Origin of the sequence: Streptomyces sp. DH24 (genome assembly GCF_029813775.1) — a bacterium.
Lineage (GTDB): Bacteria > Actinomycetota > Actinomycetes > Streptomycetales > Streptomycetaceae > Streptomyces.
Window position 1 is genome coordinate 33885 of the sequence record NZ_JARVKW010000008.1, and the last position, 20034, is coordinate 53918.

The 20034-nt window shown below is 73.6% G+C and carries 12 protein-coding genes and 1 pseudogene; 6 read left to right on the plus strand and 7 right to left on the minus strand.

Translation table 11 applies throughout. The annotated features are described in order from the left end of the window. The first annotated feature begins 569 nt into the window (after window positions 1–569). The 4 genes from QC282_RS08820 (at window position 570) to QC282_RS08835 (ending at window position 7858) form a co-directional block, all read left to right on the plus strand. Entirely contained in the window at window positions 570–2627 is a 2058-nt protein-coding gene (locus QC282_RS08820) for a M14 family zinc carboxypeptidase (RefSeq protein WP_279548691.1), read from the plus strand. Beyond that, window positions 2624–6100 (plus strand): S8 family serine peptidase, encoded by a 3477-nt coding sequence (locus QC282_RS08825; RefSeq protein WP_279548692.1) that lies wholly within the window; start codon window positions 2624–2626, stop codon window positions 6098–6100. The genes QC282_RS08820 and QC282_RS08825 overlap by 4 nt, the downstream gene beginning before the upstream one ends. A 246-nt stretch (window positions 6101–6346) precedes the next feature. Further along, the gene (locus QC282_RS08830) at window positions 6347–6943 is read left to right on the plus strand and encodes a dihydrofolate reductase family protein (RefSeq protein WP_279548693.1); all 597 of its coding nucleotides are present in this window, start codon (window positions 6347–6349) and stop codon (window positions 6941–6943) included. Window positions 6944–7057: 114 nt separating this feature from the next. Beyond that, window positions 7058–7858 carry a sugar phosphate isomerase/epimerase gene (locus QC282_RS08835; protein ID WP_279548694.1) on the plus strand — a complete coding sequence of 267 codons (801 nt, stop codon included), beginning with the start codon at window positions 7058–7060 and terminating at the stop codon, window positions 7856–7858. A gap of 384 nt (window positions 7859–8242) precedes the next feature. Here the strand turns inward: QC282_RS08835 and QC282_RS08840 are convergent. Then, window positions 8243–9088 (minus strand): annotated as a pseudogene (locus QC282_RS08840) (EamA family transporter); the annotation flags it as partial. Window positions 9089–9190: 102 nt separating this feature from the next. On the opposite strand from QC282_RS08840, the gene QC282_RS08845 reads away from it, so the two are divergent. Together QC282_RS08845 and QC282_RS08850 are read left to right on the plus strand one after the other, a co-directional pair. Continuing rightward, window positions 9191–10108, plus strand: coding sequence for a LysR family transcriptional regulator (locus tag QC282_RS08845; RefSeq protein WP_279548695.1), 918 nt, complete (start codon window positions 9191–9193; stop codon window positions 10106–10108). Window positions 10109–10274: 166 nt separating this feature from the next. Further along, on the plus strand, window positions 10275–12107 hold the full coding sequence (locus tag QC282_RS08850; protein ID WP_279548696.1) for a glycoside hydrolase family 3 protein: 1833 nt from the start codon (window positions 10275–10277) through the stop codon (window positions 12105–12107). 124 nt (window positions 12108–12231) lie between these two features. On the opposite strand, the gene QC282_RS08855 is transcribed toward QC282_RS08850, so the two are convergent. From QC282_RS08855 to QC282_RS08880, 6 genes are all read right to left on the minus strand, one after another. Beyond that, a complete protein-coding gene (locus tag QC282_RS08855) occupies window positions 12232–13701 on the minus strand; it encodes a S28 family serine protease (RefSeq protein WP_279548697.1) in 1470 nt (489 codons plus the stop codon). Between the two features lie 99 nt (window positions 13702–13800). Next, window positions 13801–14193: a hypothetical protein gene (locus tag QC282_RS08860; protein WP_279548820.1), complete on the minus strand. Its 393-nt coding sequence runs from the start codon at window positions 14191–14193 to the stop codon at window positions 13801–13803. Window positions 14194–14307: 114 nt separating this feature from the next. Then, window positions 14308–18030, minus strand: coding sequence for an ABC transporter ATP-binding protein (locus QC282_RS08865; protein ID WP_279548698.1), 3723 nt, complete (start codon window positions 18028–18030; stop codon window positions 14308–14310). Window positions 18031–18167: 137 nt separating this feature from the next. Continuing rightward, window positions 18168–19211 (minus strand): esterase-like activity of phytase family protein, encoded by a 1044-nt coding sequence (locus QC282_RS08870; protein ID WP_279548699.1) that lies wholly within the window; start codon window positions 19209–19211, stop codon window positions 18168–18170. Between the two features lie 67 nt (window positions 19212–19278). Continuing rightward, window positions 19279–19593 (minus strand): hypothetical protein, encoded by a 315-nt coding sequence (locus tag QC282_RS08875; RefSeq protein ID WP_279548700.1) that lies wholly within the window; start codon window positions 19591–19593, stop codon window positions 19279–19281. Continuing rightward, window positions 19590–19916 (minus strand): hypothetical protein, encoded by a 327-nt coding sequence (locus tag QC282_RS08880; protein WP_279548701.1) that lies wholly within the window; start codon window positions 19914–19916, stop codon window positions 19590–19592. Before QC282_RS08880 ends, QC282_RS08875 begins: the two co-directional genes overlap by 4 nt. Between the last annotated feature and the right edge of the window lie 118 nt (window positions 19917–20034).

Below are 20034 nucleotides of genomic sequence, written 5' to 3' on the forward strand. Positions count from 1 at the left end.
GGCCAGTCGGAGCGTGACATGGACATGTATGCCGTGGGGTGAAGAAGGCGTGACGAGGGTGTGACGGTAAGGGGCAAGTTGCGGGATTCGGGCGGGGGTTGGGGGTGGGGCGCCCGGCTGGGGATGGCTGTGCCGTGCCGCCGCAGGGCGTGCGGTGTCCGTCGCCGGGCGGGCCCTCGGGCCGCCACGGGGGCCTGTTCCGCCCCGCGCACGGCACCCGCGCGGCGATCAGGTCGGTGTTCGGCCCGCTCCGGGAACCGCGGGCGCGGGCCAGGAGATGCGCCCGGCCGCAACGACCGGCAGGTCCCTCACACCGCCGCCCGGCGTGCTCCCCCGACGCCCCCGGAAATCCGTTCGCACCGATCCCTGTACGCGGCATAACCGGAGGGATACATTCTGTCCGCCACCCCCACCTGAGCGGGCACGTCCGCTGGTCCGGCCGCCCACAAGGCGGGTTCCCGATCCGCCGGTGTGCCCCATGAGCAGCAGGAGTTCATGTGGGTGGTTCATTGAGGCGACCGGTGGGTGCGCCGCGGCTCTCCCGCCGAAGCAGACTGATCGCCTGTGCCGTGGTGGTGACCGCCGCCGTGATCGGTGGCGGGGTGGCGCCCGGCGCGCAGGCCCCGGCCGCCGCCGCCGACGTCTTCCGGCCGCAGCTGGTGACGGTGAGCACGCCGACCCGGGCCGACAAGGACCGGCTCGTCGCGCTCGGCCTCGACCTGACCGAGCACGCCGGCCACGACTACGTCGAGGTCGTCCTGCACCGCGCCGCCGACCAACTGGCGCTGGCCGGCGCCGGCTTCGACTGGAAGGTCCGCATCCCCGACCTGGTCGAGCGCGAGTCCGACGTCAACGCGGCCAACCGCGCCTACGCCGCCGCCACCGCGACCTCGCCGCTGCCCTCGGGCCGGGACGCCTACCGCGGACTCGGCGACTACAACGCCGACATGGACCGGCTGGTCGCGCAACACCCGGGGCTGGTCAGGAAGGTGACGCTGCCTCACCGCAGCCTTGAGGGCAAGGCCGTGCACGGTGTGGAGATCGCGCACGGCGTGGACGCGCCCGAGGACGGCCGGCCCGTGTTCCTGATGCTCGGCCTGCACCACGCCCGGGAGTGGCCCTCCGGCGAGCACGCCATCGAGTTCGCCTTCGACCTGGCCCGCAACCACGGCACCGACGAGCGCATCACCGCCCTGCTGAAGAAGGCCCGCGTGGTCGTCGTGCCCGTGGTCAACGTGGACGGCTTCGAGAAGTCCTTCAACGACGGCCAGTTGATCGACCTGCGCACGATCGACGAGGGTGGCACCGGCTCGATCCTGGCCACCCCCGGCAACGCCTACAAGCGCAAGAACTGCCGCACGGCCGACGGTACGGCGCCCCTCGCGAACGAGTGCGGCCTCGCGAGCAGCCCCGGCGGCTTCGGCGCGGGCGTCGACCTGAACCGCAACTACGGCGGCTTCTGGGGCGGTCCGGGCGCGGCGGCGGAGCCGGTGCAGGCCACCTACCGGGGCGCCGGGCCGTTCTCCGAGCCGGAGACGCGGAACATCCGCGAACTGATCAGCGGCCGCCAGGTCACCGGGCTCATCACCAACCACACCTTCTCCAACCTGGTCCTCCGTCCGAACGGCGTCGCGCCCGACACCACCGGCCCCGACGGGCTGCCGCTGGGCGACCCGCCGGACGAGGCGGCGATGAAGGAACTCGGCGACCGGATGGCCGAGCAGAACGGTTACACCAGCCAGCACAGCTGGCAGCTGTACGACACCACCGGCACCACCGAGGACTGGTCGTACAACGCGACCGGCGGCTACGGCTACACCTTCGAGATCGGGCCCGACGAGTTCCACCCGCCGTTCCCCGAGGTCGTCGACGAGTACCTCGGCGCGGGCGCGTACGCCGGCAAGGGCAACCGCGAGGCGTTCCTGCTCGCGCTGGAGAACGCCGTCGACCCGGCGGCGCACTCGGTCGTCACGGGCAAGGCGCCCGCCGGGGCCACGCTGCGGCTGAAGAAGACGTTCGCCACGCCCACCTGGTCCGGCAGCATCACGGACACCCTCGACACCACCCTGACCGTCGGCGCGTCCGGCACCTACACCTGGCACGTCAACCCCTCCACCCGGCCCGTCGTCAAGGCCCGCCAGATCCAGGTGATCGGCTCCGAACCGCTGAAGCGGCAGACGTACACGGGCACGACGGCGCCCGCGCAGCCCACGGAGCACACGTTCACCGTCGACCGGGACGCCGACCTGATGGAGGTACGGCTCGACTGGCCCACTCCGGACGACCTCGACCTGTACGTGCTGCGCCGGGGCGCCGACGGCACGCTCACGGAGGCCGGACGGTCCACCGGTTCCGTCGGTGAGAAGGAGCGGGTGCTGCTCGACGCGCCCGCGCAGGGCGAGTACGTGCTGCGCGTGGAGAACTGGGCGTCCGTGACGCCGAGTTGGGAGCTGGCCGCCTCCCTCTACGACACCACCACCGAGGAGGTCGGCGGGCTCGTGGAGAACTGGACGCTCTCCTGCGAGAAGGGCGGCAAGGTCCTGCAGCAGGTGCCCGTCGTGGTCGACCGCGGGCAGCGCGTCAAGGCCGACCTGAAGACCTGCGCGCAGAAGTGGAGCAGGGGATGACGCCACGCGCACGCAGACGATTCCGCCGTACCGCCACCGTCGCCGCGCTGGCCCTGGCCCTGTCGCTGCTGCCCCTCACGGGCGCCGGCGCGGCGGAGGGCGCGGACGTCACCGTCTCCACGGTCGACGGCCGGCGGGTCGGCGCCGACGGGGAGGTCAGGCAGCCGGTGAGCGGCACGGTGGACGTCACCGGCACCGCCCGCACCGGCACGCCCGGCCCGTCCGCCGATCCCGCGCCGCCGCACGCCGACGCGGGCGACAGCCCCTTCCTCACCACGGGCGGCAAGGCCCCGCTGCTCGGCAGCGCCTACGGCGGCACCCCGCCGTACACCTGGTCCTGGACGGCCGCGCGGGGTGAACTCACCGGCGCCGACTCGGCGAGCCCCGCCTTCGACGCGACCGGGCTCGCCCCGGGCACGTACCCGGTGGAGCTCACCGTCACCGACGCCGCGGGCGCGCGCACCAGCGACACCGTGACGGCCGTCGTGGGCGAGGAGACGAGCGGCGAGCTGCTCGACGAGACGAAGACGGACGCCACGCCCGGCCTGTTCCCGGCCGACCAGAGCGTGGAGTTTCCCTTCGAGGTGCCGGCCGGGGTGCGGTCCCTGGACGTCAGCCTGTCCTGGACGACGCAGGAGCAGGACTACGACCTGCGCGTCACCGACCCGTCCGGCACGGTCGTGGCCCGCTCGGAGTCCTCCGGGCACCCGGAGAAGACGTCCGTGGCCGACCCGGCGCCGGGCACCTGGACGGTCGTCGCCGTCAAGTGGGCCACGGTCACGGCCGACGTGACCGCGCGGGTCGTCGCCCGCTCCGGCGGCGCCGACCCCCGGCCGGTGGTGAAGGCGGGCGGCCCGTACGCGTTCGAGACGGGCGCCGAGCAGCGGCTCGCCGGCACGGTCACCGGCGGCACCGACCCGGTGGCGGCGGCCTGGGACCTGGACGGCGACGGCCGCTTCGACGACGGCACGGGCACCACCGTCACGCCGCTCCTGCCCGAGGGACGGCACCTGGTCACCCTCAAGGCGACCGACGCGCGCGGCCTGGAGCGGCGCGAGACCACCTCCGTGCTCGTCGGCGACGCCGACCGGCTGGACGCGGCCCCGCCGGTCACCGTCATCGGCGTGGCCGACACCGGCATCAACCCGTACCACCTGGAGTTCTCCGCCCGCACCTACCCCGACCCGGACGTGCTGGAGCTGACCCGGAACTTCACCCGGCACCCCTCGGAGTACATCCCCGGCTACCCGGCCTCCGCGCCCGCGATCCCCGTCACCCTCGGCAAGGGCTACCTGCCCGAGGAGGACAAGGCCCTGTGGACCGGTGAGCGGGTCAGGGGCGGGCAGCTCCACTGGATCCCCGGCACGAAGATCATCGGGGCGTACTCGTCGAGCGTCGACGGCGCCCACCCGGTCCTCGACGACCACGGCCACGGCACCGGCTCCGCGTCCGTGTCGGCCGGCAACCGCTACGGCTACTGCCCGACCTGCCTGCTCGTCATGGTCGAAGGGCTGGACGAGACCGTCGCGACGGCGTACCCGTGGGTGGACATCACCTCGCACTCCTTCGGATACGTCGGCGGCGTCCCCGTCGGCCCCGTCCTCAGCGGCGAGGAGGTCACCAAGGAGGCCGCCGAGCGCGGCCAGACCGTGCTGTTCGCGGCGGGCAACGGCGTCGGCAACGCCTTCGACGTGCCCGTCAGCACCTGGCACTCCGACCAGACGGGACCCGACTGGAACATCACCGTCGGCGCGCTGCGCCGCAACGACCAGCGGGCCGTGGTCGGCGACGGCGTGCCGGTGCACCTGTCGTCGTGGGGCATCGGCAGCCTGCCGTCCGCCTGCCACACCGGGGTGCTGTGCCAGGACCAGTTCAGCGGCACCTCGGCGGCGACGCCGTACACCGCCGGTGTGTTCGGCACGACGCTGCAACGGGTGCGCGACGCGATCGGCGACCGGCGGGCCGGGCAGAAGGACGGCCAGGTCGTCGCCGAGGGCACCGCGCGCGACGCGAGCGTGTACCTGCGCGACGGCAGGCTGACCCGGGGCGAGCTGCGCGAGGCCGTCCTGAAGAACGCCTTCCCGCTCGGCGCGGACAACCTGCCGTCGGCGAGCTGGCCGCTTGCCGCACCGCACACCGCCGGCAACGTCCTCTTCGAGGGCTACGGCGCCGCCACCCCGGAGACCGCGCGGCGGGCCGTGGACGTGCTGCTCGGCCGGGCCCTGCTGCCCGAACGGCCCGCCGAGGACGACTTCTTCGCCGCCGACCGGGCCGTCCGCGACCACCTGTGGGGCGGCTACGACCGGGACGGCGACGGCACCGAGGACCCCGCGCCGCTGCCCAGCGGTGTGTCGGCCGGCCTGGACGACGTGGCCACGCCCGACGGCACGCTGAGCGTGCTGCGCCGCGTCCTCGCCGCCCGGCAGGAGACCACGGGCGCCGGTCAAGGGGCGTACTCGGAGGGGGCCTTCGCCTACTACCTGCACCAGGGGCCCGACTGCTCGGGCGAGCGGACCATGGACCGCACCGACCGGGCGGGCGACGCGGACGGCTGCGCGGTCGGCGACACCCTGTCGTCCGCGGCGCCGTACCTGCCCACGGCCGCCTACCCGTCCGCCGACACCCTGGACGCGCCGCTCGCCGCCGGCTCGAAGGCGCGGGCCGAGCTGTACGTGCGGACCCGGGCGCCCGCGGCCCTCGTCGGCCCGTCCGTCGTCCTGCTCGCCACCGACCGGGAGATAGGCCGCGGCAAGGCCACGGCCCGGCCCGTCACCGGCGCGTGGACGAAGATCACCGTCGAGTTCGAGACCGCCCGGCCCGCCTTCACCGGGGAGCAGCTGACGGTGCAGTTGCTCTCCGACACCACCGCGCTGCTCGCGGTGGGACACGAGGGCGACCACGCCACCCGGCTCGCCCTCGACCCGGCCGCGCTGCCGCCCTCCGGCCTCGACTTCGGCGCCGGCGTCGCGGCACCGGCGGACGGCGGCGAGGTCCGCGAGGGGGAGACGGTCGTGGCCGGCGGCCACTTCGCGGTCCCCGACGCGGGCACCGACCCCGAGGGCGTCGGCGGCCGGCCGGAGACCCACCGGGTGCAGGTGTCCGTGGACGACGAGGACTTCGGCTCCCCGCTCTCCGCGCAGCTCGACGAGGCCACCGGCACCTGGCGGGTGGAGGCCGGGCGGCTCGGCGTGGGCGAGCACGTGCTGTACGCCCGCGCGGTGCGCGACGGCACTCCGTCGCAGGTCGCGCGGACGAGCTTCCGGGTCGTCCCGGACGCCCGCGTCGAGTGGCAGGTCGTCGCCCGCAACGCGCCGGCCGACCCGGCCGCCTGGCGCCCCGCCGAAGGGCTGGCCGACTGGTCGTTCGCGCTGACGACGTCGTCGTACGGCACGGGCCACCGCACGATCGTCGTACGGCTGGTGGAGCGCGGCACCGAGACCGCGCGGGACACCGTACGGGCGCGGTTCCGCTGACGCGGGGCCTTCCGTGAGAGCGGCCACGGCGGTTCCGCGGTGACACGGGCGGGCCGGAACCCCTGCGGGGGCTCCGGCCCGCTCGCGTGGCGGCCGGAGGATCTGCCCCCGGTCGGTGGCGTCGGCGCCCCGAGAACACACCGCCCGGCAGTCCGCGGAACTGGCCCCTCCCGCGCCGATGATTTCCGTGCGACCCCCCGGTCTTCTCTGCCGTAAGCGCTCGACCAGTGAACAGGAGCAAGCGTCATGCGTATCGTCATCAGCGAGTTCATCAGCCTCGACGGTGTTGTGCAGGCCCCCGGCGGGCCGCAGGAGGACACCGACGGGGGGTTCGCGCACGGTGGGTGGACGCACGCGTACTTCGACCCGGAGGTCGTCGGCGGTGCGTTCGACGTGGCGCTGGACGAGGCGGACGCCCTGCTGTTCGGGCGTCGCACCTGGTCGGTGATGGCGCAGGCGTGGCCGGACCGTGCCGGGGACCCGTTCGCGGACCGGATGAACTCCATCCGCAAGTACGTCGTCTCCGGGACGCTCGGCGAGTCCGACCTGACCTGGGACAACACGGCGCTGATTCCCGGCGCCGAGGCGGTCGCCCACATCGGCAAACTGCGCGAGCAGGAGGGCGGCAGCCTGCTGGTCATGGGCAGCCCGTCGCTCGCCCGTCTGCTGATCGCCCAGGGCCTGGTCGACGAACTGCGGCTCATCGTGATGCCCGTGGTGCTCGGCGGCGGCAAGACGATCTTCCCCGACGACGGCGGCAAGCACGCCTTCGAGCTCGTGTCCGCGACGACGGGACCGGCCGGCGCGCAGGTGTGCGTGTACCGGGCGGCGAGCGCCGAGTAGACCGGGGGCGGATCGGGTCGTGGACGGGCGGGTGCCCTGCGCGCGACGCCCGGGGAGTGAAGCCGGAGAGTGAAGAAGGACTGCCCGGGGCGGTGCCGGGTAGGGTCCGTGGACATGAAGCTGGCGTTCTCCACCCTCGGCGTCCCCGGCCTGCCCCACCCCGACGTGCTGCGGCTGGCGACCGAACACGGCTACCACGGCGTGGAACTGCGCGCCCACCCCGAGGAACCGGTCCACCCGGGCCTCGGCGCGGCCGAACGTGCCGCTGTCGCCGCCGACTTCGAGGCGGCCGGCGTGGAACTCCTGGGCCTCGCGGGCTACCCGAAGGTGGCCGCGCCGGGCGACGACGAGCCCGTGCTCACGGAACTGCGCGCGCTGCTCGACCTGGCCGGCGACCTGGGCGCCCCGTACGTCAGGGTCTTCCCCGGCGGCACCCCCGGCCAGAGCTCCGAGGAGGCGGACGCGACGGCGGCCCGGCGCCTCGGCACGGCCGCCGAGCACGCCGCCGACGTGGGCGTGCGCATCCTGCTGGAGACCCACGACTCGCACCGCACGGGCGCCGACGCGATGCGCGTCCTCGGCCTGGTCGGCCACCGGCAGGTCGGCGCCCTGTGGGACGTGATGCACACGTGGCTGGGCGGTGAGCAGCCGACCGACACGTACGCGGCGCTCGCCCCGCACCTCGGCTACGTCCAGGTCAAGGACATCGCCTCGCCCGACGACACGACGCCGCTGCCGCTGGGCGAGGGCGTCCTGCCGCTGGCCGAGTGCGTGGAGGTGCTCTCGCGGCACGGCTGGGACGGCTGGCTGTGCTGGGAGTACGAGAAGCGGTGGTACGAGGCGGCGGCCCCGCTTCCGGACCTGCTGGCGGCGGGCCGGGACCACCTGTCCCGGCTGCTCAACGAGTCGGCGTGACAGGCGCGGTCGCGCACTGGCTCCCGGCCGGGCTCACGCACTGGCTCCCTCCCCGGCTCACGTACCGGGCGAGTTGACCACCGGGGCCGCCGGGGCCGCCTGAGCCAACGGGTCTGCCGGTTCTACCGGGCCCGCCGGGACCACCGGGCCCGCCTGAGCCGATGGGACCGCCGGGGCCGCCGGGGCCGCCTGAGCCAACGAGTCCGCGCGAGCCAACTGGCCCACCGGGCCTGCCGGGTCCACCGGGCCTGCCGAGACCACCGGGCCCGCCGGGACCACCACGCCCGCCGGGACCACCACGCCCGCCTGAGCCACCGGCACCGGTGCCGACGCCGGTGCCGGAGCCGGTGCCCCACCGCCACCGTCCGCCGCCGGACGCCCCCGTGTCAGGGACGTCAGCGCCACCCCGCCCACCAGCAGGACCGCCGCGCACCAGCGCAGCGGGCTCACCGGCTCGCCCAGGAACACGGCCGCCGACGTCATGCCGAACACCGGCACCAGCAGCGAGAACGGGGCCACGGTGGACGCCGGGTGACGGTGCAGCAGCCAGCCCCAGGCGCCGAAGCCGAACACCGTGCTGACCCAGGCGACGAACAGGATCGCGCCCGTGCCCTGCCAGTCCAGGCCGCGCAGCGCAGCCAGGTCCCGGTCCGGGCCCTCCAGCAGGAGGGACAGGGCGAACAGCGGGAGGACGGGGATCGTACTCACCCACACCATGAAGTTCAGCGCGTCCGGCGGGGACGCCCGGCGCGTCAGGACGTTGGAGATGCCCCAGGCCAGGGCGCCCGCGACCACCAGCACGAACCCGGCGAGCGGGCCGCCGGTGCCCTCGTCGACCGCCGCCACGACCACACCGCCGACGGCCACCGTCATCCCGGTGAGCTGCACGCGGTTCAGGCGCTCCCCGAGGACGGCCACCGCGATCACCGCCGTGAACACCGCCTGGATCTGCAGGACCAGTGAGGACAGTCCCGCCGGCATGCCCTGGTCCATGCCGACGAAGACCAGGCCGAACTTGGCCACGCCCAGGATCAGGCCCACCCCGGCGATCCACTTCCACGCGACCTTCGGGCGGCCCACGAGGAACACGGCGGGCAGGGCCGCCGCCAGGAAGCGCAGCGCCGAGAACAGCAGCGGCGGGAAGTGGTCGAGGCCGATCTCGATGACCGTGAAGTTCACGCCCCAGACGGCGGCCACGAGCACGGCGAGGAAGAGGTGGGAAGGTCGCATGCGTCGAGGATCACGCGCCCGGACCGTTCAGCACCAGCGATGATTCCTGCATGGTTGGATGGAGCATCGCTAATCGATCGGCCGTTGTCCCCGGAGGTTCCCGTGCTCGATCTCCAGCGGCTGCGCGCCCTGCACGCCGTCTCCCTGCACGGCACCGTGGGCGCCGCTGCCGCCGCGCTCGGGTACACGCCCTCCGCCGTGTCCCAGCAGATCGCCAAGCTGGAGCGGGAGACGAGGACGGTGCTGCTGGAGCGGGAGGGGCGCGGCGTCCGCCTCACCGACGAGGCGCGCCAACTCGCGGCGACGGCACAGGAGTTGCTGGCGCTGGTGGAGCGTGCCGAGACCGAGCTGGAGCTGCGGCGCGGGGTGCCGTCGGGGCGGCTGACCGTCGCGGCGTTCGCGTCGGCGGCGCGCGGGCTCATGCCCCCGGTGCTGGCCGACCTGGCGCGGCGGCACCCGGCGCTCGACACCCGGCTGACCGAGATCGACCCCCATCTGTCCGTGGACCTGGTCGCCAAGGGCGCCGTCGATCTGGTGGTGGCCCACGACTGGGACATCGCGCCGCTGCCCGCGCCGGCGGGCGTGGAGCAGGCCGTCATCGGTGAGGACCTGTGCGATCTGCTGGTGCCGGCCGGGCACCGGTTCGCCGGGCGGGAGGGTGTGCGGCGTGCGGAGCTGGGCGGGGAGCGGTGGATCTGCCAGCCGCCGGGGCGGGTCTGCCACGACTGGCTGACGCGGACCCTGCGGGCGGCCGGGCACGAGCCGGACATCGTCCACCAGGCCGACGAGAACCCGACCCTGGTCGCCCTGGTCGCCGCCGGCCTCGGCATCGCGGTCATCCCCCGGCTGGGGCGCGGCCCGCTGCCCGACGGCGTGGTGGAGGTGACTTTGGACCCCATGCCCGTACGGCGGTTGTACGCGCTGTGGCGGACGGGGGCGGCGCGGCGTCCGGCGATCGCGGAGACCGTGCGGACGCTGCGGGAGCACTGGCCGCGCCAGTCGGCCCACGCGTCCCGCTGAGGGGCGGTACGCCGCCGTCGGCGCGGCTCTCCTGCTCCGCACGGGTGCCGTCGGCTCCCGCGTGCTCCTGTCCGTTCCCTTGACTGGCAGAAACTTCCCGGATATTGGTGACTCCTCGGAAGTTTCCTTCAGGATCCTCGGCGGATCACCTCCGGAAGGAGCGCACGTGCACCACAGCAGCACGAACAGCACAGGGAACACCGCACGACCCTCCAGACGTACCGTCCTCGCCGCCACCGCGGGCGTCACCGCCGCCCTCGCGGTCGGTGGCACCGCGCAGGCCGCACCGCTCGACGACAGCAAACTCCGCGGCCTCATCTCCCGCATGACGCTGGAGGAGAAGGTCGGCCAGCTCTTCGTGATGCGGGTCTACGGCCACTCCGCCACCGCACCGGACCAGGCCGACGTCGACGCCAACCTCAAGGAGATCGGCGTCCGCAGCCCGGCGGAGCTGATCGCCAAGTACCGGGTCGGCGGCATCATCTACTTCACGTGGGCGCACAACACCCGTGACCCGCACCAGATCGCCGATCTGTCGAACGGCATCCAGAAGGCCTCGCTGGAGCTGCCGCGCGGGCTGCCCGTGCTGATCTCCACCGACCAGGAACACGGCATCGTCGCCCGGGTCGGCAAGCCCGCGACGCTGTTCCCGGGCGCCATGGCCATCGGCGCGGGCGGCTCGCGCTCCGACGCCCGCACGTTCGGCCGCATCGCGGGCCGCGAGCTGCACGCCATGGGCATCCGGCAGGACTACGCCCCCGTCGCCGACGTGAACGTCAACCCGGCCAACCCCGTCATCGGCGTACGGTCCTTCGGCTCCGACCCCGAGGCCGTGGCGGAGCTGGTCGCCGCCGAGGTCACCGGGTTCCAGGCGTCCGGGGTCTCGGCCACCGCCAAGCACTTCCCCGGCCACGGCGACACCGAGACCGACAGCCACTACGGCTTCCCGGTCATCACGCACACCCGCGGCCAGTGGGACGCGCTGGACGCGCCGCCGTTCCGCGCGGCGATCGCGGCCGGCATCGACTCGATCATGACCGCCCACATCATGGTCCCGGCGCTCGACGACTCCGGCGACCCGGCCACCCTGTCCCGGCCGATCCTCACCGGCATCCTGCGCGAGGAGCTCGGCTACGACGGTGTCGTGGTCACCGACTCCCTCGGCATGCAGGGCGTGCGCACCAAGTACGGCGACGACCGGGTGCCGGTGCTGGCGCTGAAGGCGGGCGTGGACCAGCTGCTCAACCCGCCGAACCTGGATATCGCGTGGAACGCGGTGCTGACGGCCGTGCGCACCGGCGAGCTCACCGAGGAACGGCTCGACGAATCGATCCTCCGTGTGCTGCGGATGAAGGCGAAGCTCGGCCTGTTCGAGGACGCGTACGTCAGCCACGGCGGCGTGGACCGCGCGGTCGGCGTGCGCCAGCACCTGATCGCGGCCGACCGGATCGCCGAGCGGACGACGACGCTGCTGGTGAACGAGGGCGGGCTGCTGCCGCTGGCGCCGAGCGAGCACGGCAAACTCCTGGTCGTCGGCGCCGACCCGGCCTCCCCGTCGGGCACCACCGGACCGCCGACCGGCGTGCTGGCCGCCGCGCTCACCGGGCTGGGCTTCACCGCCACCGCGCTGTCCACCGGCACCGCCCCGTCCTCGGCGACCATCGCCCGGGCGGTCGCGGCGGCGCAGGACGCCGACGCCGTGGTGGTCGCGACGTACAACGTGACGGCGAGCAGCTCCCAGAAGTCGCTGGTGCGGGAGCTCCGGGCGACCGGGAAGCCGGTCGTGGCGGTCGCCGTCCGCAACCCGTACGACGTGGCCCATCTGCCGGACGTGCCGGCCTTCCTGGCGTCCTACTCGTGGACCGACGTGGAGGTGCGCGCGGCGGCCCGGGTGATCGCGGGCCGGGTCGCGCCGCGCGGCAAGCTGCCCGTGCCGGTGCAGCGGGCGGACGACCCGGCGCAGGTGCTGTACCCCGTGGGCCACGGGCTGACGTACTAGCTCCTGGCGTACCGGACGGCGAAGGCCGTGGACACGCGGGCGAACTGCCCGGTGTCCACGGCCCTTTGCGTCAGGCGCCGGTGCGAGGCGGCCCCCCAGCCGGGCCGGGGGGCCGCCTGCCGTCTCACGGGCGCAGCGTGGCCTCCCGCCGCAGGTCCCGCTTGTCGAGCCGGGCGTCGAACTTCGCGAGCGGCTTCGCCGCCGCCGGGTCGGCCTGCACGGCCGGGGACGCGACGCCCGCCCACTCAAGGATGCGCGCCGTGGCGAACGCCTTCTCCCCGGCGACGAGTCCGGCGACGTTCGCGCCGTGGTTCATGCCGGGCGCGGTGAACACGTAGGAGTCGCGCGCCCCGTTGCCCAGGCGGAACGGCTCGGCGCCCCACGGGTCGTTCTCGCCGTAGACGAACAGCATGTGCCGCGCGTTCTGGCGCACCCAGCTGTCCACGTCCCGCATCGCCGACGGCTGGAACGTCATCGGGATGTCACGCGGCACGAAGTTCCGCGGCGGCTGGTAGCCGTAGCGGACGTACTCGGGCTCGATGTGCGGGAACTTGATCGTCGGCGCGCCGAGCTGCGTGCCGGCCTGGTAGTAGTACGGCGTGTACGGCGCGAGGCCCTGGTCGGTGTAGAAGGAGAAGCCGGAGATCGTGTCGACGGACGTCCAGATCTCGTCGTCGGTGGCGTTCTTCGCGTCGGCCGGGATGTCCGCGCAGTCCTTCAGGGTGCTGTACTGCCAGAAGCCCCACACGTAGTCCAGGACGACCGCCTCGTAGGCGCGGTCCAGGCTGCCGATGGTGTGGAAGGTGTAGCCGTTCTCGGCGGCGAGCGCCTCGTACTTCTTCTGCAGCGGCTCGCGGCGCACCAGTGCCTCGCGCTGCACGCCGTTCAGCCGGTCGCGGCACTCCTCGGTGCCGACGCGGGCGAAGAACCGGTCGTAGGCCGAGTCCTCCTTGTTCACGATGTCGTTGGGGGCGACGTAGGCGACGACGCCGTCCATGTCCCGCGGGTAGAAACGCTCGTAGTAGGTGGCGGTCATGCCGCCCTTGGAGCCGCCCGTCGAGATCCAGTTCTCGTCGTAGATCGGCTTGAGCGCCTTGAAGATGCGGTGCTGGTCGCTGGCGGCCTGCCAGATGTCCAGCTTCGACCAGTCGGCCGGCGAGGGCCGGGACGGGGTGAAGAAGCGGTACTCCATGGAGACCTGGTTGCCGTCCACGATCTGCGTGGGCTCGCGGCGGCCGGGGTTCGTGGAGACGCCGTAGCCGCCGGTGTAGAAGACCGTGGGGCGGGAGACGTCCTTGTGCAGCACGGTGATGCGCTGCTGGAAGGTGCCCTTCGCCGGGTTCCGGTGGTCGACCGGCTGGGTGTAGTTGAGGACGAAGAAGCGGTAACCGGTGTACGGCTTCTCCTCCATGAGGCTCATGCCCGGTATGGACAGCAGCCGGTCCTTGATGTCGGCCGATTCCGCCGATCCGGCCGTGCCGGTGGCTCCGGTGGCTTCCGGCTCGGCGGCGGTGGCCGCCCCGGCCGTGCCCACGGTGCCGACGGTGCCGACGAGCATGGTGAGCGCCAGCAGCGATCTGAGCGCCTTGCGCATGCACCCTCCCTGGTGAGAACAGATGTGCGCCGGAAGCTATCGGAGCGACTCGGGTCGGCACCAGGGGAGACGGGGAATTGCCGGTGAGAAACCTGTGGTTCAGCAGAGGATCCAGCCGGAACTGACGTGGCCGCGCGCCACCCTGCCCTTCACCCACACGCAGCGCTGACCGGCGTGCACGGTCACCGGGCCCGCCCGGTAGGCGAATCGGCCCTCGTCCACGACGGGCCGGCCGCCGCGCGCCTGCACGCTGACCATCATGTGCCGCTTCGTGCCGGGCTTTTCGGGCAGGGTCACGGCGCAGACGTAGCCGTCGCGCTTGTAGACGACCACCGAGCCCGTGGAGAACGGCAGCGTGCGGACCCTGCGGCCCGAGCAGTGGGCGGCGGCCTGCGCGTCGCCGGGCGCGGCCACCGCCAGCAGCCCGGCCGCGGTCAGGACCGCCACGCCCAGCGCGAACCGCCTGCGTATCGCTCCGCCGGCGCCGCCCACGTCACCGGCACCACCCGCTCCACTGCCCACTGTGGCCCCTCCCGCACTGTCACCACCGCGACTTGGCGTACGGGTGTACGGACGCGGGGCGTATGTCGGATGGTTGCACGACCGTCAGCGGGACGCGCCGACGGGTTCCTCGGGCTCGGCCTGTCCGACGAACGTCCGCCACAGTTCGGCGTAGCGTCCGCCGCGCGCCAGGAGTTCCTCGTGCGTGCCGTCCTCGGCGACCCGGCCGTGGTCCATGACGACGACCCGGTCGGCGCGGGCGGCCGTGGTCAGCCGGTGCGCGACGACGAGCGTCGTACGGCGTCCCGCGAGCCGGTCGGTGGCCTGGTTGACCTGTGCCTCGGTGGCCAGGTCGAGCGAGGCCGTCGCCTCGTCGAGGAGGAGGACGTCCGGGTCGACCAGTTCGGCGCGGGCCAGCGCGATCAACTGCCGTTGCCCGGCGGAGAGGTTGCGGCCCCGCTCGGCGACCTCGTGGAGGTAGCCGCCCTCCAGGGTGGCGATCATCTCGTGGGCGCCGACCGCGCGGGCCGCCGCCTCCACCTCGGCGTCGGTGGCGTCGGGGCGGCCGTAGGCGATGGCGTCGCGGACGGTGCCCTGGAAGAGGTACGCCTCCTGCGGGACGACGCCCAGCCGGTGCCGGTAGGAGGTCAGGTCGAGGGCGCGCAGGTCGGTGCCGTCGACGGTGATCCGGCCGCCGGTCGGGTCGTAGAACCGGGCCACCAGCTTCACCAGCGTCGACTTGCCGGCGCCGGTCTCGCCGACGAAGGCGACGGTCTGCCCGGCGGGGATGCGCAGGTCGATGCCGGTCAGCGCCTCTTCCTCGGCGCCGTAGGCGAAGTGCACGTCCTCGAAGGCGATGTCGCCGCGCAGGGAGCGCACGTCGAGGGGCTTGCCGGGGGCCTCGGTGGAGGCCGGTTCGCGCAGCAGTTCCTGGATGCGGCCGAGGGAGACGGTCGCCTGCTGGTAGCCGTCGAAGACCTGGGAGAGCTGCTGCACGGGCGCGAAGAACAGGTCGATGTAGAGCAGGTAGGCGACCAGCGCGCCGGTGGTGAGCGTGCCGTCGTCGATGCGCATGCCGCCGACGATCAGTACGGCGGCAGCGGCGGCGGACGACAGGAACTGCACGAACGGGAAGTAGACCGAGATCAGCCACTGGCCGCGGACGCGGGCGCGCCGGTAGCTGTCGCTGCGCCCGGCGAACCGCTCGCCGCCGTCCTTCTCGCGCCGGAAGGCCTGCACGATGCGCAGCCCGGACACCGACTCCTGGAGGTCGGCGTTCACGGCCGAGACCCGCTCGCGGGCCAGTTCGTACGCCTTCACGCTGGCCCGGCGGAAGAAGAACGTGGCGAGGATCAGCGGCGGCAGTGTGGCGAACACGACCAGCGCGAGCTGCACGTCGATGAAGAGCAGGGCGACCATGATGCCGAAGAAGGTGACGACGGAGACGAAGGCGGTGACGAGCCCGGTCTGGAGGAACGTGGACAGTGCGTCGACGTCGGTCGTCATCCGCGTCATGATCCGGCCGGTCAGCTCGCGCTCGTAGTAGTCGAGCCCGAGGCGCTGGAGCTGGGTGAAGATCTTCAGGCGCAGCGCGTACAGGACGCGTTCGCCGGTGCGTCCGGTCATGCGGATCTCGCCGGTCTGCGCGACCCACTGGAGGGTCACCGCGAGCAGGGCGAGCAGCGACGCCGACCAGACCGCGCCGAGGGCGAGCTGCGAGACGCCCTCGTCGATGCCGTGCCGGATCAGGACCGGCAGCAGCAGGCCCATGCCCGCGTCGACGGCCACCAGGGCGAGGCTGGCCAGCAGCGGCAGGCCGAAGCCGCGCAGCAGGCGGCGCAGTCCGTACGACTCCTCCGGCTGGACGGCGCGGGCCTCGTCGACGTCCGGGACGTCGGTCGCCGGGGGCAGCGCCGCCACCTGGGCGAGCAGTTCCGGGGTGGCCGGGGAGCCCTCCGTCGCCAGGTCCCGGGGTTCGCGCTCCCCCGCCCACAGCCGGGGCGTGATGCCGCGCTCGGCGTCGAACTCGGCGTCCAGCTCGTCGCGCACCGAGGTGTCCTCGCGCGGCTCGGCCGACGGCGGGGTGTGGCCCGGGGAGACACCGCCCAGCTCGTCCGGGTCGGTGAGCAGGCGCCGGTACAGGGCGCACCGCTCCTGGAGCTCGTCGTGGGTGCCGATGTCGGCGAGCCGGCCGCCGTCGAGGACGGCGATGCGGTCGGCGAGGTTGAGGGTGGAGCGGCGGTGCGCGATGAGCAGCGTGGTGCGGCCCCGCATGACCTGCGCCAGGGCCTCGTGGATCTCGTGCTCCACGCGGGCGTCGACGGCGGACGTGGCGTCGTCCAGGACGAGCAGCCGCGGGTCGCTGAGGATGGCGCGGGCCAGGGCGATGCGCTGGCGCTGGCCGCCGGACAGGGTCAGGCCGTGTTCGCCGACCGTCGTGTCGTAGCCGTCGGGCAGCTCGGCGACGAACCGGTCGGCCTGGGCGGCGCGCGCGGCGGCCTCGATCTCCTCGTCGGTGGCGCCGGGGCGGCCGTAGGCGATGTTGTTGCGGACGGTGTCGGAGAACAGGAACGAGTCCTCCGGTACGAGCCCGATCGCGGCCCGCAGCGAGTCCAGGGTCAGCTCGCGCACGTCGTGCCCGCCGACCAGGACGGCGCCGCGCGTGGCGTCGTAGAAGCGCGGCAGCAGCAGGGAGACGGTGGACTTCCCGGAGCCGGAGGAGCCGACGACGGCGAGGGTCTCGCCGGGGCGGATGGTGAAGGACAGGCCGTCGAGGACGGGCCGCTCGGGGTCGTATCCGAAGGACACGTCGTCGAACTCGACGGTGGCGGGAGCGTCCGGGGGAAGCTCCTTGCTCCCGTCGGTCAGGGACGGCTCGGTGTCGATCAGCTCCAGGACGCGTTCGGTGCCGGCGCGGGCCTGCTGGCCGACGGTGAGGACCATGGCGAGCATCCGGACCGGCCCGACGAGCTGCGCGAGGTAGGTGGAGAACGCGACGAACGTACCGAGTGTGATGTCGCCGCGCACCGCGAGCCAGCCGCCGAGGGCGAGCATCGCGACCTGGCCGAGCGCGGGCACGGCCTGGAGGGCCGGGGTGTACCGGCTGTTGAGCCGGACGGTGCGCAGCCGCCCGGCGAACAGCCGCCGCCCGACCTCCCGCAGCTTGCCGGTCTCCTGCTCCTCCTGCCCGAAGCCCTTGACGACGCGGACACCGCTGACGGCGCCGTCGACCACGCCCGCGACGGCGGCGGCCTGCGCCTGCGCGTACCAGGTGGCGGGATGCAGCCGGGTGCGGCTGTGCCTGGCGATGATCCAGATGGCGGGCGCGACGGCGAGGGCGACCAGGGTGAGCGGCAGGGACAGCCAGGCCATGACGGCGAGGGAGATCAGGAAGAGCATGAAGTTCCCGATGGTCATCGGGAGCATGAACAGCAGGCTCTGGATCAGCTGGAGGTCGCTGGTGGCCCGCCCGACGACCTGCCCGGTGGACAGCTCGTCCTGCCGCCGCCCGTCGAGCCGGGTGATCGTCCCGTACATCTCCGTGCGCAGGTCGTGCTGGACGTCGAGGGCGAGCCGGCCGCCGTAGTAGCGGCGGACGTAGGTGAGGACGTACACGACGAGGGCGGCGCCGATGAGCGCGCCGGCCCAGGGGGCCATGGCGCGGCTGTGGTCACCGATGACGTCGTCGATGATCACCTTCGTGATCAGCGGGACGATCGCCATCACGGCCATACCGGCGAGGGAGGAGCCGAGGGCCAGCACGACGTCCGTGCGATGCCGCCATGCGTAGCCCGCCAGTCGTCGTGCCCAGCCCCGTTGCGGTGTCACGCGGGTGTCCTCCGAGGGTCGCTCGTGCCTGCCCTGATCATCGGCCCGACGCCAGGCCTGATCTTCCGGAAGGCACCAACGCGGGCGGGACCGGATTTCATCCCTCCGTCATGATCGGAGGCCGGCCCGCCCGGCGCTCAGAGGCGCACCCGCAGGAAGTAGAAGCGGGTGGTCTGCACGTCGTTCTGGTTGTCGTCGCTGACCAGGAGCACCCTCATGGCGCCGCCGGGCGCGCGGCCGGTGACCGCCATGCCCTCGATGTTGTCGAGCAGCGGGTTCGGCTGGGGCTGCTTGGCGGTCGCTCCGAGTGACGGGCAGGTCACGAGGTCGGCGAGCAGCGTCTTCGGCATGGCCTCGGCGCCGGTGAGCCGGTCGACGGCCCGGACGTCGGCGGCGCCGCGCGGGTCGGCGAGATACAACCGCACGGTGTTGCCGACGCCGGCGGTGAAGCCGCGCTCCAGGACGAGGAGGCGGCCGTCGGGCGTCGCGGTGACCTCGGGCACGCCGAGCCCCGTGTCCACGCGGTACGCGTACTGCGCGCCGAGCCGGAAACGGTCCTCCGGTGTGCGCCGCCAGGTCTGGAGCCGGACGGTGTCGGAGCGGTCGCCGTCGAGGGGGTACTCCATGGAGGCGAGCAGGGTGCGCCCGCCGGGCAGCAGGGTCAGCCCTTCGAAGGTGCCGTTGGCGCGGGCTCGGCCGGCCGGGGCGGGCCGCAGGGCGTCCGGCACGGGCAGCCGGTCGAGAATCCGGCCGTCGCGGGAGTACCGGCGCACGGTCGGCTCGGTCTCGGAGCCGATCAGCCGGGTGCCGTCGCGGTCGACGACGAGCCCCTCGGAGTCGAGGGGGGCGCCCGCCTCGTCCGCGAGCGCCCGCACGCCGCGCGGCCGGAGGGTCCGGGCGTCCAGGGAGAACAGGGCCGACCGGTCGGACACGGCGGCGAGGGCGCCGTCCCGGTCGACGGCGAGCGCGGAGAAGTTCCCGACGAAGGTGCCCTCGTACGTCGTCTTGTCGAGGGCGTCGGAGTAGCGGTCGATGGCCACGGAGGGCGAACAGGCGTGCCCGGTACGGACGTTGGCCGACGCGGCGCCGCCGGTCGCGGCACCGGCGGGGCCGGTGGCGGTGAGACAGGTGGCGGCGGCGAGGGCGGCCGTGGTGGTGGCGAGGAGGGTGTTCAGACGCATGGGCAGCACGGTAGGGCGGGGCGGTGACGCCCGGTGGGATGTTCGGTGAAGCCCTCCCCGCGAGCACTCAGGGCCACCCGTCGGGATCGTCGTACGCGGGTACCGGGAGGCGGGCGCCCCGGCTCTCGGCGACGCGGTGGACGTCCCGCAGCGCCTCGGCCAGGCGGGCCGCGAGAAAGCGGACCTGTACGACGGTGGCGCCGTCGTCGGCGAGCATGTCGGCGGCGTGGTCGAGGAGGTCCTCTGCCATGCCGAGCTGGACCGACTCGATGCTGTCGGCGACGCGCGAGAGGCGGCCGGTGCCGTCGCCGACGAGGTAACAGGGCTTGCCGCCGGCCCCGGTCCACGGCAGCAGCCGCGCGGCGCCCTCCCCGGCGATCACGCGGTCACCTCCACGCCGTGCACGCCGCGCGGTCCGACGTCGATGCCGCGCACGGCGACCACCAGCGCCCGCCGCCGGGCCGGGCTCCGCCGGGCCGCCGCACGCTGCTCGTGCGCGACGAGATACGGCCGCACGAGCACGTTGTCCTCGCCGGCCAGAGGCTCATGCCCGGCGCGGTGGACGGGACGCGGGCGCTGTCCCGACGATCCGGGACAGCGCCGGTGCGCACCACCGCGCACGACGCCGCTGCGCCGACGGCGGCCGTTCCCTGGCAACAGGACCCGGAGGAGCGGCTCCAGGAGGCGGGCGAGGTGGTGGGGCATGTCGAGAGCTCCGTTTCCATTCCACGTGGGCTTGTCGCGTTGTGTAGCGAGGCCCTCACAGAGTGGGACGGGGCGGGCTAGGCTCGCCAGAGGGTTGAGCGTGACCAGGCATTTGTCA

Excerpts from the sequence above, each read along its gene's own strand:
- QC282_RS08835 (WP_279548694.1), top strand. The coding sequence starts at position 7,058 with ATGAAGCTGGCGTTCTCCACCCTCGGCGTCCCCGGCCTGCCCCACCCC.
- QC282_RS08830 (WP_279548693.1), top strand. The coding sequence starts at position 6,347 with ATGCGTATCGTCATCAGCGAGTTCATCAGCCTCGACGGTGTTGTGCAG.
- QC282_RS08880 (WP_279548701.1), bottom strand. The coding sequence starts at position 19,916 with ATGCCCCACCACCTCGCCCGCCTCCTGGAGCCGCTCCTCCGGGTCCTG.
- QC282_RS08855 (WP_279548697.1), bottom strand. The coding sequence starts at position 13,701 with ATGCGCAAGGCGCTCAGATCGCTGCTGGCGCTCACCATGCTCGTCGGC.
- QC282_RS08870 (WP_279548699.1), bottom strand. The coding sequence starts at position 19,211 with ATGCGTCTGAACACCCTCCTCGCCACCACCACGGCCGCCCTCGCCGCC.
- QC282_RS08825 (WP_279548692.1), top strand. The coding sequence starts at position 2,624 with ATGACGCCACGCGCACGCAGACGATTCCGCCGTACCGCCACCGTCGCC.